Source organism: Pseudomonas sp. ZY71 (assembly GCF_036542145.1).
Classification (GTDB): domain Bacteria; phylum Pseudomonadota; class Gammaproteobacteria; order Pseudomonadales; family Pseudomonadaceae; genus Aquipseudomonas; species Aquipseudomonas koreensis_A.
Genome location: NZ_CP144274.1, coordinates 5,422,393 through 5,438,542, shown reverse-complemented (window position 1 = coordinate 5,438,542; position 16,150 = coordinate 5,422,393). Strand labels below are relative to the sequence as shown.

8 protein-coding genes are annotated in these 16,150 nt (G+C 59.1%); 5 read left to right on the top strand and 3 right to left on the bottom strand.

Annotated elements, in window-relative coordinates; translation table 11 throughout:
- Positions 1-20: 20 nt before the first annotated feature.
- On the top strand, positions 21-1,598 hold the full coding sequence (guaA, locus tag VY732_RS23995) for a glutamine-hydrolyzing GMP synthase (RefSeq protein WP_007916833.1): 1,578 nt from the start codon (positions 21-23) through the stop codon (positions 1,596-1,598).
- Positions 1,599-1,673: 75 nt separating this feature from the next.
- Here guaA and VY732_RS23990 read toward each other — a convergent pair whose 3' ends face one another.
- The 3 genes from VY732_RS23990 to treR form a co-directional block, all read right to left on the bottom strand.
- Entirely contained in the window at positions 1,674-4,811 is a 3,138-nt protein-coding gene (locus VY732_RS23990; RefSeq protein ID WP_331691960.1) for a membrane-targeted effector domain-containing toxin, read from the bottom strand.
- Between the two features lie 105 nt (positions 4,812-4,916).
- Positions 4,917-8,003: a membrane-targeted effector domain-containing toxin gene (locus VY732_RS23985; protein WP_331691959.1), complete on the bottom strand. Its 3,087-nt coding sequence runs from the start codon at positions 8,001-8,003 to the stop codon at positions 4,917-4,919.
- Between the two features lie 101 nt (positions 8,004-8,104).
- A complete protein-coding gene (gene treR, locus VY732_RS23980) occupies positions 8,105-8,809 on the bottom strand; it encodes a trehalose operon repressor (protein ID WP_034156275.1) in 705 nt (234 codons plus the stop codon).
- A gap of 235 nt (positions 8,810-9,044) precedes the next feature.
- Between treR and treP the strand changes: the two genes are divergently transcribed.
- From treP to ptsP, 4 genes are all read left to right on the top strand, one after another.
- Positions 9,045-10,487, top strand: coding sequence for a PTS system trehalose-specific EIIBC component (gene treP, locus VY732_RS23975; protein ID WP_212621118.1), 1,443 nt, complete (start codon positions 9,045-9,047; stop codon positions 10,485-10,487).
- A gap of 90 nt (positions 10,488-10,577) precedes the next feature.
- On the top strand, positions 10,578-12,227 hold the full coding sequence (gene treC, locus VY732_RS23970; RefSeq protein WP_331691957.1) for an alpha,alpha-phosphotrehalase: 1,650 nt from the start codon (positions 10,578-10,580) through the stop codon (positions 12,225-12,227).
- Between the two features lie 106 nt (positions 12,228-12,333).
- Positions 12,334-13,557, top strand: a complete 1,224-nt coding sequence (locus VY732_RS23965) for a maltoporin (protein ID WP_331691955.1) — start codon at positions 12,334-12,336, stop codon at positions 13,555-13,557.
- 62 nt (positions 13,558-13,619) lie between these two features.
- The gene (gene ptsP, locus VY732_RS23960) at positions 13,620-16,148 is read left to right on the top strand and encodes a phosphoenolpyruvate--protein phosphotransferase (protein ID WP_331691954.1); all 2,529 of its coding nucleotides are present in this window, start codon (positions 13,620-13,622) and stop codon (positions 16,146-16,148) included.
- Positions 16,149-16,150: the final 2 nt, after the last annotated feature.

Below are 16,150 nucleotides of genomic sequence, written 5' to 3'. Positions count from 1 at the left end.
GACTTAGACGAGACTGAATCATGGCCCTCGATATTCACGCTCACCGCATCCTGATCCTCGACTTCGGTTCGCAATACACCCAACTGATTGCCCGCCGCGTGCGCGAAATCGGTGTGTACTGCGAACTGCACCCGTTCGACATGGACGAAGATGCGATCCGCGAATTCGCTCCTAAAGGCGTCATCCTCGCCGGCGGCCCCGAGTCCGTGCACGTCGCCGACAGCCCGCGCTGCCCACAGGCAGTATTTGACCTGGGCGTACCGGTCTTCGGTATCTGCTACGGCATGCAGACCATGGCCGAGCAACTGGGCGGCAAGGTTGAAGGTTCCGAACTGCGTGAGTTCGGTTACGCCCGCGTTGACGTGGTCGGCAAGAGCCGCCTGCTCGACGGCATCGAAGACCATATCGACGCTGACGGCCTGTTTGGCCTCGACGTGTGGATGAGCCACGGTGACAAGGTCACCAGGATGCCGGAAGACTTCCACATCCTCGCCAGCACCCCGAGCTGCCCGATCGCCGGTATGTTCAACGACGACCGTGGCTACTACGGCGTGCAGTTCCACCCGGAAGTGACCCACACCAAGCAGGGCGGTCGTATCCTCTCGCGCTTCGTCCTCGACATCTGCGGCTGTGAAGCCCTGTGGACGCCGTCGAAGATCGCTGAAGACGCCATCGCCAACATCCGCGCTCAGGTCGGCACCGACAACGTGCTGCTGGGTCTGTCCGGCGGCGTTGACTCCTCGGTAGTTGCCGCACTGCTGCACAAAGCCATCGGCGACCAACTGACCTGCGTCTTCGTCGACAATGGCCTGCTGCGTCTGCACGAAGGCGAGCAAGTGATGGCCATGTTCGCCGAGAACATGGGCGTCAAAGTCATTCGCGCCAATGCTGAAGAGCAGTTCCTGAACAATCTGGCCGGCGAAGCCGATCCGGAGAAGAAGCGCAAAATCATCGGCCGCACCTTCATCGACGTCTTCGATGCCCAGTCGAACAAACTGGAAAACATCAAGTACCTCGCTCAGGGCACCATCTACCCGGACGTGATCGAGTCGGCTGGCGCGAAAAGCGGCAAGGCTCACGTGATCAAGTCGCACCACAACGTGGGCGGCCTGCCGGAAGAGATGAACCTGAAACTGGTCGAGCCACTGCGCGAACTGTTCAAGGACGAAGTCCGTCGTCTGGGTCTGGAACTCGGCCTGCCGTACGACATGGTCTACCGTCACCCGTTCCCGGGCCCGGGTCTGGGCGTGCGCATCCTCGGTGAAGTGAAAAAGGAATACGCCGACCTGCTGCGTCGCGCTGACCACATCTTCATCGAAGAACTGCGCAAAGCCGACTGGTACCACAAGGTCAGTCAGGCGTTCGTTGTGTTCCAGCCGGTGAAATCGGTTGGCGTGGTTGGCGATGGTCGTCGTTACGCTTGGGTGGTTGCCCTGCGTGCCGTGGAAACCATCGACTTCATGACCGCGCGTTGGGCTCACCTGCCTTACGAACTGCTGGAAACCGTCTCCGGCCGCATCATCAATGAAATCGAAGGCATCTCCCGCGTCACTTACGACGTGTCGAGCAAGCCGCCGGCGACCATTGAGTGGGAGTGATCCCGCTGCAGGTTGATTAACGAAAAACCCTTGGCCTGCAGCCAAGGGTTTTTTCGTTTCATGCCCTGAAAACAGTTAGCTGGGTATGCGACTTTGCAGGGTCAAGCCGATCTCTATCAGGCGCTGGGATAACGCACCGATGTCACGGAACATGATGCCGCTGATCCGCGGCATCGACTGTGCCCAGATGTAAACCTGACCATCCCCTCGGCGATTCACCATGGTTCGAACGATATTGCCGTCGCTGTTGCGACGCACAAGCGTGTATGCATTCTGCGTTTTTTCGAGCATGAACATGCCGTTGCGATTCAGCAGTGTATTCACCGTTGCCTCAGTCCACTGCGGCACAGGTGTTTCGATCTGCAAGCGCAAATCCGCGAATAGAAAGTCGGATGAGTTGCGCGTCGATGCCCCGTTATCAAACGGGCCCCGAGCGACTTCCAGTCCCGGGTCGACTCTGATGCCGGCCACTTCGGTGGACGTCGCTTCTTCAATCCGTAAACCGATACCGCCCCTGAGTTCGCTTATGCCGGGCAGATTTCTGAAGGTATTGGTGTTCATTGCCTCGACCAGGGCAACCCATTTGCCCGGCCTGTTGAGGAGCTCGTCACCCCACATGATTTGAGAGGCAAGCCGGGCGTGGATCATCTGCTCTTCGATCGAAGTCAGCGGTATTTTCAGCTTGTAACTGTGCGCGACTTCAAGACCTTGGGTGCGGATGCCATTGGCCTGGGCAGCCTTGATCAGTTCAAGCATGTTGAACCGGCCATCAGGGTCGGTACCCAGGCTGGACAAGTAGCCTCGAAGATCCTCTGACATCTCTCCCGACAGGTGAAATTCGTTGAGATCTGTCTGGGCAAAATCGCTCAGCAAACCCCGCACGTAAAGTGTGTCGATATGCCGTGCGAACGCCGGCATGTTTTCGATCATGAAACGCATGCTGGCGATGCGATCGAGGGTTTCGCCAACGACCAGTCCATCGGTATTGGCAAAGATGCGATCAATCAGCTCAGCCGTCTGCATCTCGGCATCGATTTGCGGGATGACTGGCCGTGCGGGCAGGTTCGTCCAGTTCAGCTCTGAGTAATACTCTTTGGCCTCGTTCAGCAGGGACGTGCGTCTTTCGCGGAAATGGGCCGCATACGTATCGGCCGTTGATGGTTTACTGCGGTTTGCACTGGAGAGCTCGGTGAAAGTCTCAGGCAAGTTCATGGCCCATCTTTTCATTTTCGCCATGTCCACTCCTGCGATGTCGTTGAGGGGAGTCACCAGGCGCAGTGGTCGCGCGACCGGTGAAACCGGGTCGACGAGAGGAAGCTCCGCTGACGGCGTTGCTGTAGCCGGGGCCGAGGACGAGGACTGGTCGGTGTCCAGGAAACCGGCCTTGCCCACGCATTGGCCGCCTCCCCTGAGACGCAGCGCGGGTATGCGTTGCCACTTGCCGCTACTGCCGAAGCGGACTGGCAACGAGTAAGCAAACTGATTAGGTCGCTCGGGATCGACGATGGCCCAGTTGCCAGCGTCTTCGGAGTCGGCAAAGTAGCGCACGTAGTACGCGGTACCCTCCATTTCAATGGCATGGCCCGGCTCCTTGTCCAGGCGGTAAATCCCCTCATATTTGCCTGGCGCTGCCTCTACAGAACGGTGGGCCAATATCTCATTGCATCGATATTTGGCAGGAATCCTTGGAACAGACCAATCTTGGCGCGCAGCCGCCGTGGCCAACTGCCGGGTGGATTCGAGGGTAGTTTCGATGGCGATTTCGTTTGTCAGCTCAACGGGCACTTCTGGATCAACTACCGGGATTGGCGGTTGATCCAGAGGCGGCAAGAAGGGTGTGTCAGGCGAAGTGAACTCGATCAATCCGCGCATTTCTTCAGCTTCGGCAAACTCCACCTGCGGGCCCACTTCAAGTTGCGCGCCAGTGCTGATCAGAAACGGAATGTTGAACACAATGTCGATGGCATTGAGCACTGCGCCAGTAACACCGGCCTTGCGTTCGGTTGGCGTAGTGCCGTTGATGGCCTGATCGATGTTCAATCCCATGTTCGCGATGCTGGCGCCAATCAAAGGCAACGCCACAGGCCAGCCCACCGCTGCCATCGGGCCGAATACTTTCAAACCGGCACTCAAATAACCGATCCAGAGTTTTTTGCGCAGGTCACTGTTGGACGTGAGCGCCAGGTGCGCCTCGGCAACCATGCCCGAGCGTGTCGACTCGCTCAACCAAGTGAATGCGTCACCGCTGATCGCGACGTTGCTGCGATTGATCATGCGGTGATCGCTGTGACCCCAGGTGCTGACCAGACGGTTCATCAGATCGGTGAGGTTTTCGTTGAGGTGATGGCGGTCAGCCAGCGGGAAATGCTGGAGAAATGCCGTGCGCTTGTCGTCTGAATTCATCTGCTCAAGTATCCACCAATGCAGATCCGCTTCATTGTCCTTCAAGAGGAATGCCTGGGCCTCGCCTGGCAAGTAAAGGGTCTGGCGGCCACTGTCTTCCACCAGCCGCAGCGCATTGAAGGCGACATGGCCATCGAGATCCAGCGCCCGCACTTCAACACCGACCGGGTGTAACGCTTGCAGCATTTGCAAGGTGACGGGCCAGGTGACGGGCCCGATTACCGAGCCGACGATGCGCTGAAAATCAGCGCCATCAAGGTCACCCTGCTGCAACGCCTGCACCGCCAGACTGAGAAAGTTGCACTTTGCCAAGACGCGGAAGTTATCCGACGAGGTTTGCCAGAATCTCGTCAGTTGACCTGTGTAGCGCGCGCTGAAGTCGACATCCCAGAATGCCCTCAGCACATCGCTGCCGAGCAATCGCACTTCATTGCTCTGATTGAAGTTTTCCGCCTCCGGACCATCCGAGTAGAAGCCGCAGTAGAGGCCAAGCAGATCTGCGTTGTCTTGATCGGTCGCACGAAAGCGATGGATCACCAACTGCGTGAGGGTAAGCGTTTCATAAGGCTTTTCCAGCACATGCTCCCAACCCGTGAAGGTCAGCGAGCTGCTCTGCGCCGTTTTGAAACGGTGGAAGTAAATCCGGTCGGGATCGAGGCCGGACAGTCCTTTTTCCGCCAGGATTTCGTTGGCGACTTGCCGGGCTGCGTCGAGCAAACTCGGGCAGGTCTGCACGATAGTCGCGGCAATGGCTTTGAGGGCAGTTTTGTCCGCTGCGTTTGGTAGCAGACGTCGTTCGGGGGAGGTCATGCGTTCTTCATCCATGAGAAACAAAGATTGAGCATGACCGATTCGCGCAAGGGCAGTGCACTACCCGGCTACCGCATATTGTCCCTCATGTTCAACCGGAGAGCCTCAATCAGGGATCCGGCTACGCAATATCAGTCCGGTATCGGACAACCGCTGAGACATGTCCTTCAGATTGGCGAACGCGATGTCATTCACACGCTGCCACGCAGGTCGGAGGAGCGAGACCTTGCCGTCACTCAATCGAGTTATCGGCGTGCGCTGGAGCATGCCCTGTTTGCTGCGGTGGATCAGCGTGTAGCTGTCGCCCGCTTTTTCAAACAGATACATGCCACGCCTGTACAAAAGATTCTCCAGCGTCTCCTCGCTCCAGGCCAGCTCGGGTGCCTGGACTTTCAAGCGCAAGTCGGCGCGCAGAAGATCCGGATTTCCTTGCCTGACAGTGCCACCGGGCGAGCTGCCGCGTGGTACTTCAATACCCGGATCGACATCCACGCCCAGCTCTTCACCAATGCCGACTTCATCGATTCGCAGACCGATTGCTCCTTTCAACTCACTGATGCCCAGCAGTCCTCTGAAGGTATTGGTGTTGTGAGCATCCGTCACTACGATCCATTTTCCCGGGCTGTTGAGGTAGACATCGCCGGTCATGATGTCGTTTGTCAGATAGGTGCTCATCATCTGCTCGTCGACGGAGGGCAGCGGGGTTTTCATTTTGTAGCTGGCGGCGCAGTCGATCGCCTGGACCCGAACCCCGTTCGCTCGTGCGACCTGGACCAGCTCCAACGGGTTGAATCGACCGCCGGGATCGGTGCCGAGGCTGTTCAGGTAAGTGCGTAAATCCACGGTCATCTGGCCGCTGATGAAGTAGCGGTTCAGTTCAACCTGAGCGAAGTCACTGAGCAGCCCGCGCATGTAGAGGGTTTTCGCGTGGCGGGCCAATGCCGGCATGCTTTCAATCAGAAAACGCAGGCTGGCGATGCGATCAAGGGTTTCTCCCACCACCAGCCCCGAAGCACTCTCAAAAATCCCGTCGACCAGATCGGTCAGCGCCATCAGGCGGCTGATTGCGGGCATTACCGGCCGCGCAGGCTGAATAACCCACGGCAGGTTCCTGAAAAAGCCTCGGGCTGAACTCTGCAGGAGTTGGCGTTTGCCAGCGGCATACAACTCGAACGGGTCGTCCATGCCGAAACCGCCCGCACCGTCGGGCTGCAGCTGGGCATGTGTTTCGTTGAGATTCAGTGCCCAGGCTTTTATCGAACGACGCACCGGCGGGTCGATGTCGTAGGCGCTGGTCACCGGGCACGGGGGCCGTGATGTCGACGATTGCGGTTCTGCCACTGGTTGTGCGGGCGTCTCCGGTGATACCGGTTCGAAGGTATCGAGTTCGATATCAGGGGCGCATTGCTTGCCCATGCACTGACCGCCTCCCTTGAGGCCCAGTGCTGGCATGCGCTCCCATTCACCTTCGCCATTGAGACGGACAGGCAGGGCGTGGACGAGCTGGTTGGGTCGCTCGGGGTCAATGATCGCCCAGTCACCACTGCCCCGAGAGTTGGCGAAGTAGCGCACGTAGTACGGAGCGTCATTCATCAGGATGGCGTAGGGCGGATCAGCGTCGAGACGGTAGATTCCGTGGAACTTCCCGGACTCCTCGCCGAGTGCCGTGCCGTCGAGCAACTCGTTGCATTGATAACGTTCGGGTACCGCTGGCGATGGGGCGTTCTGCGCAGGAATCAGCGTCGTTTCATCGACATTTGGCAGGGTGATTTCGGCATCGTCCGGCACCATGATCTGCATTGGCTTGTCAGCCTCGGAGGGAGGATTCAGCGCTTCGCTGTACTCGGCCATTTCTGCGGCCTGTGCCGCATCGACTTCGGCGCCAATCTCCAGCAGTGGTCCGGTGCCGATCAGCAATGGAAGGTTGAATAACAGGTTGATGCCACTCAGTACCGCCCCCAATACGCCGGCCTTGCGTTCGGCGTTGGTCTTGCCGTTCTGCGCCTGATCGATATTCAGGCCCATGCTGGCGATGGTCGCGCCTATTACCGGCAACGCCAGCGGCCATCCGACAGTGGCCATCGGCCCGAACACCTTGAGACCCGCACTGAGATAACCGATCCACAACTTTTTGCGCAGATCGCCATTGGATGTCAGGGACAGGTGCGCTTCTGCGAACATTGCCTGGCGGGTCGAGTCGCGTAGCCAACTGAATGCATCATCGCTCAGCACTTGGTTTGTACGGTTGATCAGGTGATGGTCGGCCCGGCCCCAGGTGGCCACCAGGCGATTCATCAGATCACTAATGTTCTCGCTCATCTGCTGACGATCGGCGAGAGCAAAATGATTCAGGAAGGTCGCGCGGCGTTTTGCGTCGTTCAGCTGATCCAGCACCCACCAATGCAGGTCCGCCGCCGTTTCCTTGACCACAAATGCCTCGGCTTCATTGGGCAAATAGATAATCTGCCGGCCGGCGGGGGCGACGAGGCGCAGCAGTTGCGGGGCGACGTGCCCGTCAATGTCGAAGGCGCAAACCTCTCCCGTTGGCGTGTGACTCGCTTGCAGCATGCTCAAGGTGACCGGCCAACTGATAGGCCCCACCACGGAATCCACCAGCCATTGAAAGTCACTGCCGTTGAGCTGCCCAAGATCCAGAGCCTGCACCGCACGGCTAAGGAAATTGCACTTGGCCAAGGTGCGGAAATCCTCGCCGTGACTGTTCCAGAAGTCCGTCAGAATGGCCGTGTAGTGCCCACTGAAATCGAGGTTCCAGAACGCCTTCAAGACCTCATTGCCATGCAGGCGCACCTGGTTCTTTTCGTCGAAATTCTCAGACTGCGGACCTTCCGTATAGAAGCCGCCGTACAGATCGAGAAGATCGGCATTGTCCTGGTCGGTGGCGCGAAAACGATGAATCACCAACTGCGTCAGGGTCATCGATTCGTAGGGTTTTTCGCGGATGTGCTCCCAGCCGGTAAACGAGCGGGTACTGCTCTGGGCCGTCTTGAAACGATGGAAATAAACCTCATCCGGATCAAGGCTGGACAAGCCTTGGGCTTCCAGCAGATCACGGGCCGCTTCACGGGCGGCGTCCTGCAGGCCGGGGCAGTTCTGCACGACGGTATAGGCGATTCGCTTCAGAGCAGCCTTGTCGGCCGCGTTCGGCAGAGGGCTTGGTTGGGTGGCGTACATGCTTTCTCCATCCTTGAGAAATGAGGGCCGAGCATGGCCGATTCGCTCAAGGGGAGTGCACTACATATGTACCGCACAGGATCGTTGGAAATGTGCCGGGGTCAGCGCCGTGCCACGTCGGAAAAGTAGAACTTGTCCAAGGTGTGCCGCGATTCGGTGTACTCGAACTGACGACCGTCCTGAAGGAAGGTCTGGTTGCTGACCACGATCACATGGCTCTGACCGTCGAGGTCCAGGTGCAATTGATCATCTTTGCTGCGCGGCACCGCTTCGATGGTGCGTTGCGCGTAGGCAATCTGTAACTGCAGGGTCTGTTCGATATGGGCGTAGATCGACTGCTCGGCAATATCGAGGGACAGACCGGGAATGACTTCGCTGACGAAGTGGTTGATGTCGAGGATGACCCGTTTGCCGTCGATCCGCCGCACACGCTTGATCCGCGTGATGAGGCTGCCCGGTTCGGCATGGATATGCTCGAGCAGGGCGCCTTCGAGCGGGATCTGGCTCAACTCGACCACCTCGGTACTGACGTCGTTGCCCAGGCGCGGGTAGGTTTCCTGAAAGCTGACGATGCCGCCGAGCTGAAACTCGATCGGGTTGGTCGAAAGCACGAAGGTGCCCTTGCCGTGGATCTTCTGCGCAAAGCCGCGTTCCTGAAGCAGTTCGATAGCCTTGCGCACCGTGCCACGGCTGGCCTGATAGCTGTCCATCAGTTCGGTTTCGGAAGGCAGGCGGGCGCCGCGCTCCAGGCGTTCAGTCGTGATGCTGGCCAGCAGATCGCTATAGATCTGGTTGTATTTGCTCATGGGTAGGCTCGGTGCCGACTGTGCTCAAAGCCACGAACCTTAAGGCCAGGGTAGGGCTTTGTCCATGTGGACGATGGAAATCACCTTAGGGCTGAGTAGGAAAATTCGTCTTCGGTCTGGCGGGAATAAGCATAAACAAACTCGTCTGTACGAGTTGTTGCATTAACTCGTACAGACGAGTATTTTTCGCTTCGGCGTGCTGCCAATAACAACAATCCATAGCGGAAGAACTAGCATGAGCCACGACTACCCGAATATCGCCAGGCAATTGCTGCAAAGCCTCGGCGGCAGCGAAAACCTCGAACAGGCTGCCCATTGCGTCACGCGGTTGCGGCTGGCCCTGAAGGACCCGAGCCTGGTCGACACTGCCACGCTCAATCAGATCGATCTGGTCAAAGGCTCGTTCTTCACCGGCGGCCTGTATCAGGTGGTGATCGGTCCGGGCGAAGTGGAAAAGGTCTATGCCGAACTGCGTCGCCAGACCGGTCTCGCGGCGTCGACCATCGCTGACGTCAAACAGAAGAGCGCCGAAAAGATCAACGCCGTGCAGCGGCTGGTGCGGGTGTTTTCCGACGTGTTCATGCCGATCCTGCCGGCGCTGATCATTGCCGGCCTGTTGATGGGTATCAACAATCTGCTGGGCGCCAAAGGCATGTTCATCGAAGGGCAGACCCTGCTCGATGCCTACCCGAAACTCGACGGGCTGTGGAGCCTGATCAACCTGATGGCCAACACCTCGTTCGTGTTTCTGCCGGCGCTGGTGGGCTGGTCGGCGGCCAAACGCTTTGGCGGCAGCGAGATCCTCGGCATTGTGCTTGGCCTGATGCTGGTACATCCGGATCTGCTCAACGCCTGGAACTACGGCAAGGCCGTGGCCGGGCTGGACGGGCAGCAGTTGCCGTACTTCGACATTCTCGGTCTGTTTCAGGTGGAAAAGGTCGGTTACCAGGGGCAGATCCTGCCGATTCTGCTGGCGGCCTACGTGATGAGCGTCATCGAAAAATGGCTGCGTGCGCGCGTACCCAACGCCATTCAATTGCTCGTGGTGCCGATCACCACCATCGTCGTTACGGGCGTGCTGGCGCTGGCGGTGATCGGCCCGGTGACTCGCCACATCGGCATCTTCATCACCGAAGGGCTGGTCATGTTGTTTGACCTGGCGCCGATGGTGGGTGGCGCGATTTTCGGTCTGCTGTACGCGCCGCTGGTGATCACCGGCATGCACCACATGTTTCTCGCGGTCGACCTGCAATTGATCTCGACCCAGGGCGGCACCTTCATCTGGCCGATGATCGTCATGTCCAACCTCGCTCAGGGCAGTGCTGCCTTGGCGGTGTTCTGGATGACGCGCAATGCGCGGGACAAGAGCATGGCGTCGACCTCGGCGATTTCCGCCTACTTCGGTATCACCGAACCGGCGATGTTTGGCGTCAATCTTCGCTACAAGTTTCCGTTTTACGCCGCGCTGACCGGCTCGGCGCTGGGCTGTGTGTTTCTGTCGTTGAACAAGGTTCAGGCCTCCGCCATTGGCGTTGGTGGCCTGCCGGGATTCATCTCGATCATTCCGCAGTACATCCCGATGTTTGTGCTGGGGATGCTGATTGCCATGCTCGTGCCGTTTGTTCTGACCTGTGCATTGAGCATGAAGATTGTCCGGCCCGGTTACCGGGTTGCCTGATCAAGCACTTTCGCGAGCAGGCTCGCTCCCACAGTTGATCGCATTTCAATGTGGGTACGAGCTGCACGGACTTATTGAAGGAGTTGCGCCATGCAAGACTGGCAACGTTCGGTGATCTACCAGATCTACCCGAAGAGCTTTCATAGCCACGCCGGCAACCCGACAGGTGATTTGCTCGGTATCGTCGCCAAGCTCGACTACCTGCACTGGCTGGGCGTCGACTGCTTGTGGATCACGCCATTCCTGCGTTCGCCGCAGCGTGATAATGGCTACGACATCAGCGATTACTACGCCATCGATCCGAGCTACGGCAGCATGGCCGACTGCGAGCTGTTGATCGCCGAAGCGGGCAAGCGCGGGATCAAGCTGATGCTCGACATCGTGGTCAATCACACCTCGATCGAACACGTCTGGTTCCAGCAGGCGCGCAGCAGCCTCGACAATCCTTACCGTGACTTCTATATCTGGCGTGATCAGCCGAACAACTGGGAATCCAAGTTCGGCGGTTCCGCCTGGGAGTACGAGGCCCAGACCGGTCAGTATTACCTCCACCTGTTTGACCACACCCAGGCCGACCTGAATTGGGACAATCCCGAGGTCCGCGCTGAAGTGTTCCGGATGATGCAGTTCTGGCGAGACAAGGGTGTGGGCGGTTTTCGTCTGGACGTGATCAATCTGATCTCCAAGCCTGAGGACTTTCCCGAAGACAGCAGCGATGGCCGCCGCTTTTATACCGACGGGCCGAATGTCCACGCGTACTTGCAGCAGATGCACCGCGAAGTCTTCGAAGGGCACGAGCTGATCAATGTCGGCGAGATGTCATCGACCAGCCTCGAACACTGCATTCGCTATTCGAATCCGCAGTCGAAAGAACTGTCGATGACCTTCAACTTTCACCACTTGAAAGTCGATTATCCGAACCTGCAGAAGTGGGTACGCGCCGACTTCGATTTCCTTCAGCTGAAGAAAATTCTGTCCGACTGGCAGACCGGCATGCAGGCCGGTGGCGGCTGGAACGCGCTGTTCTGGTGTAACCACGATCAGCCGCGCGTGGTCTCGCGTTTCGGCCATGAAGGCGAGTACCGCGAACGCTCGGCGAAGATGCTCGGTACCGCGCTGCATTTTCTGCAAGGCACGCCGTTCGTCTATCAGGGCGAAGAGCTGGGCATGACCAATCCGGGGTTCGAATCGATCGAGCATTATCGCGATGTCGAGACGCTGAACATCTTTCGCCTCAAGCGCGAAGCCGGCAGCAGCGATGCCGACAACATGGCGGCGATCATGCAGAAGTCCCGCGATAACGGTCGCACGCCGATGCACTGGGACGCTGGGCCGAACGCCGGTTTCAGCAGCGTCGAACCGTGGATCGGGGTACCGGCCAATGCCGCGCAGATCAACGTCGCCCATCAGCTCGACGACCCGGACTCGGTGTTGCATCACTACCGCCGTCTGATCGCGCTGCGCCGCAGCGAATCGTTGATCACCGACGGGCTGTACCAACAATTGCTGCCTGAGCATCCGCAGGTCTGGGCGTATGTGCGTGAAGGTGACGCCGAGCGTTTGTTGGTGGTGAACAACTTTTACGGGACAACCTGTGAAGTGGAGTTGCCGGCGACGGTCATCAGCGAGTCGATGAGCCAGCGCCAGTTGATCAGCAATTATGCGGACGGGCCGTTGCGCAAGCGCCAGGTGACTTTAAGACCTTACGAGTCATTCGTTCTGCACCTGATCGATCCCTGACCGTTAACTAAAAAAACAGCTTTCAAAACAACACGCAGAGCACTGCGCGGGGGATTTCTGCGCGCCGAATTCATGCAACCAGACAATAAAAACAATGGGGTGGCTTATGAAAACAACAATAAATCGCAGCCTTGCAGTCGCAGGTTTTTGCCTGGCTTTACCGCCAGCGTCACAAGCGCTGGAGTTTGGCGGCTATTTGCGCAGCGGTGTCGGCACGTCGGTCAACAGCAGCGGTCAGTCGTGCTTCCAGTTACCCGGTGCGCAGACCAAATATCGTCTGGGTAACGAGTGCGAGCAGTACGGTGAACTGGAGTTGCGTCAGGATCTGTACACCCTCGACGATGGTTCGGTCCTGAGTGTCGACGGCATGGCCTCGCTGTATAACCGCTACGACCGCAGCCCCACGTTCAAAGACGACAATGGCTCGATACGCTTGCCGCAAGCCTACGCACAGTGGTCGGCGATGCCCGCACTCAATGGCGGTTCATTGTGGGCCGGACGCCGTTACTACAAGCGTAACGACATCCATATTTCCGACTTCTACTACTGGAACCAGAGCGCCACCGGGGGCGGGGTCGAAGACGTATTGATCGGCGACCTTAAATACAGCTACGCCTTCTCGCGCAAGGACAACCTGTACCAGAAGGACTACATCAATCGGCATGACTTCAACGTCGCCGGTTTCAAGACCAACCCGGGCGGTGAGCTGGAGTTCGGCCTGAGCTATATCGACAAGCCCGACAGCCGCGATGCCCACCGAGGCTGGGCGATCACCACGCAACATGTGCAAAAGGATTTTCTCGGCGGCAAGAACAAACTGGCGCTGCAATATGGTGAAGGGCCGGGCACCGGACTGGGGTATACCGGCAACGTCAAACTGGACGACAGCAACAAAAGCTACCGGATCGTCGATTTTTTCGACTGGCAGGTGACGCCGCGCTTCGGTGGTCAGATCGCGGCGGTGTATCAGAAAGACATTCGCCCGGACGGTGCCGATCAGAACTGGATCTCGTTGGGGGTGCGTCCCGCCTATGCGTTCAGCGAACACTTCAAACTGGTCACCGAACTGGGTCACGATCAAGTCGAAGCCCCGGGTGGCACACGCAAGCTGAGCAAGTTCACGTTTGCCCCGACCTGGTCGCCCAAGGGCCCGGAGTTCTGGGCGCGTCCCGAGGTGCGTCTGTATTACACGTATGCCACCTGGAACGAGGCGGCGAAACGTGCGGCCAACGAACTGGCGAAAGGCTCGGCATTGTCTGACACCGGCGCTTTCGGCACCGCTCGCCACGGTGCGAATGTCGGATTGCAGGTCGAATACTGGTGGAAATAAGCGATGCTGATGGAGCGTCGTGCTCCATCGGTACTTCAAAGAACAAAACTGCAGGTGACGTCATGGCCACACCCCAACCTTTGCAACTGCTGGCTCCCTTGTCCGGTGTCCTGATGGCGCTCGAGCAAGTGCCCGATCCGGTGTTTTCCGGACGCGTGATCGGCGACGGTCTGTGCATCGATCCGACCTCGTCGACCCTGTGTGCTCCTATGGCCGGAATTGTCAGCAACGTGCAGGCCAGCGGGCATGCCGTGAGCATCATCGATGACAATGGTGTGCAGGTGTTGATGCACATCGGCCTGGATACGGTGAACCTCGGCGGGCAAGGCTTCACTGTTCTGATCGAAGAGGGGCAACGGGTTGCCGCCGGGCAGGCCCTGATCGAGTTCGACGCCGATTACATCGCCCGGCATGCGCGCAGCCTGATGACGTTAATGCTGGTGGTCAGCGGTGAGCCGTTTACCTGGCTGGTCGCGTCGAGCGGACAGGTCGAAAGCGCTCAGCCGTTGCTTGAAATAGCCAGCACCCAGGCACTCAGCGAGGAAGCAGTGGCGACAGAGGGGCAGGCTGTTTTCTCGCAACCATTGAAACTGCCCAACCCCAATGGTCTGCACGCGCGCCCGGCGGCAGTGTTCGCGCAAGCGGCAAAGGGCTTCTCGGCAAAGATTTACCTGCATAAGCAGCAGGCTCAAGCCAGCGCCAAATCCCTGGTGGCGATCATGGCGTTGCAAACTGCTTTTGGCGACAGCGTACAGCTCAGTGCGGTGGGCGAAGACGCTGACGCTGCGATCGAAGCGTTGACCCGGCTCCTGGCCGAGGGCTGCGGTGAAACGGTAACGGCAGTGGCGCCTACCGAGGTCGTCGTCACGGAGGCGCTAACGCTTCTGCGGGGCGTCTGCGCGTCACCCGGTTCGGCATTGGGCCAAGTGGTGCAGATCAGCGAACCGGTCTTCGACGTCAGCGAATTTGGCGGCGGAGCAGACGTCGAGCGTGCGGCCCTCGCCAATGCCCTGATCGAAGCCGATCTGGCCTTGCAGCATTTGCGTGATACCGCTGCTGGTGTAGCCGAAGCCGAGATCTTCAAGGCCCATCAGGAACTGCTCGAAGATCCGGGTCTGCTCGATCAGGCGCAAGCGTTGATCGACGAGGGCAAAAGTGCGGCGTTCGCCTGGCGCGCCGCCACTGAAGAAACCGCGATCATGTTTCGCCAGCTCGGCAGTGCACTGCTGGCCGAACGGGCGGCGGATCTGACCGATGTCGGGCGCCGCGTGCTCAAACTGCTTCTAGGGATTGGCGAGCAGGCGCTGGAGCTGCCGCAAGGGAGCATTCTGATTGCCGATCAACTGACGCCGTCGCAGACCGCCGGTATCGATACCAGCAAGGTACTGGGTTTCGCTACGGTCGGGGGCGGCGCGACCAGTCACGTGGCGATTCTCGCCCGCGCCTGTGGCCTGCCATCGATCTGCGGGGTGCCGGTGCAGATGCTTGCGCTGAGCAATGGCACTCAAGTACTGCTCGATGCCGACAAAGGCGAACTGCATGTGCATCCGGACTCGGCGGCGATCAAACAATGGCAAGCGCGCCACGCGCAACAGTGCCAACGCCACGAGCATGAGCTGGCCAATGCAGCGCTCGCGGCGCGCACCCGTGACGGCCATCACGTCGAGGTGTCGGCCAACGTCGCCTCATTGGCTGAAACCGAGCAGGCCATGGCCTCGGGGGGCGCGGGTGTCGGCCTGCTGCGTTCGGAGTTTCTCTACCTGGGCCGCAACCACGCGCCGAGCCATGACGAACAGGTCGCCACTTACAGCGCGATCGCTCGCTGTGTCGGGCCTGCGCACAATCTGGTGGTGCGCACCCTCGATGTCGGCGGCGACAAACCGCTGGCCTACGTACCCATGGACAGCGAAACCAACCCGTTCCTCGGCGTGCGCGGCATTCGCTTGTGCCTGGAGCGCCCGCAATTATTGCGAGAGCAGTTCCGCGCCATGCTCGGCTGCTGCGATCTGACACGTTTGCACATCATGTTGCCGATGGTCACGCAGCTGTCGGAGCTGCGTCTGGCGCGGCAGATGCTCGACGAGGAAATCCTCGCGCTAGGGCTAACGCAACGGCCGAAACTGGGGATCATGATCGAAGTGCCGGCCGCAGCGCTGATGGCGGATCTGTTTGCGCCGCTGGTGGATTTCTTCTCGATCGGCACCAACGACCTGACGCAATACACCCTGGCGATGGATCGCGACCACCCGCGTCTGGCCAGTCAGGCGGACAGTTTTCATCCCTCGGTGCTGCGTCTGATCGCCATGACTGTGAAGGCCGCGCATGCCCATGGCAAATGGGTCGGCGTGTGCGGGGCGATGGCCTCTGAACGTCTGGCGGTGCCGCTGTTGCTGGGGTTGGGTGTGGACGAACTGTCGGTGAGCGTGCCGATGATTGCCCCAGTCAAGGCAACAGTGCGCGAGCTGGAACTGGCGGATTGTCAGATCATCGCGCAACAGGTGCTCGGTCTGGAAAGTGCCGGGCAGGTGCGCGAGGCGTTGCAGCTGTTTCATGAGGCAACCGTCGATACTTTACGGGTTCTGGAGAACTGAAC

Bases quoted from the DNA above. Each gene is read 5' to 3' on its own strand.
- VY732_RS23965 (WP_331691955.1), top strand. From the start codon at position 12,334: ATGAAAACAACAATAAATCGCAGCCTTGCAGTCGCAGGTTTTTGCCTG.
- VY732_RS23990 (WP_331691960.1), bottom strand. From the start codon at position 4,811: ATGACCTCCCCCGAACGACGTCTGCTACCAAACGCAGCGGACAAAACT.
- guaA (WP_007916833.1), top strand. From the start codon at position 21: ATGGCCCTCGATATTCACGCTCACCGCATCCTGATCCTCGACTTCGGT.
- treP (WP_212621118.1), top strand. From the start codon at position 9,045: ATGAGCCACGACTACCCGAATATCGCCAGGCAATTGCTGCAAAGCCTC.
- treR (WP_034156275.1), bottom strand. From the start codon at position 8,809: ATGAGCAAATACAACCAGATCTATAGCGATCTGCTGGCCAGCATCACG.
- treC (WP_331691957.1), top strand. From the start codon at position 10,578: ATGCAAGACTGGCAACGTTCGGTGATCTACCAGATCTACCCGAAGAGC.
- ptsP (WP_331691954.1), top strand. From the start codon at position 13,620: ATGGCCACACCCCAACCTTTGCAACTGCTGGCTCCCTTGTCCGGTGTC.
- VY732_RS23985 (WP_331691959.1), bottom strand. From the start codon at position 8,003: ATGTACGCCACCCAACCAAGCCCTCTGCCGAACGCGGCCGACAAGGCT.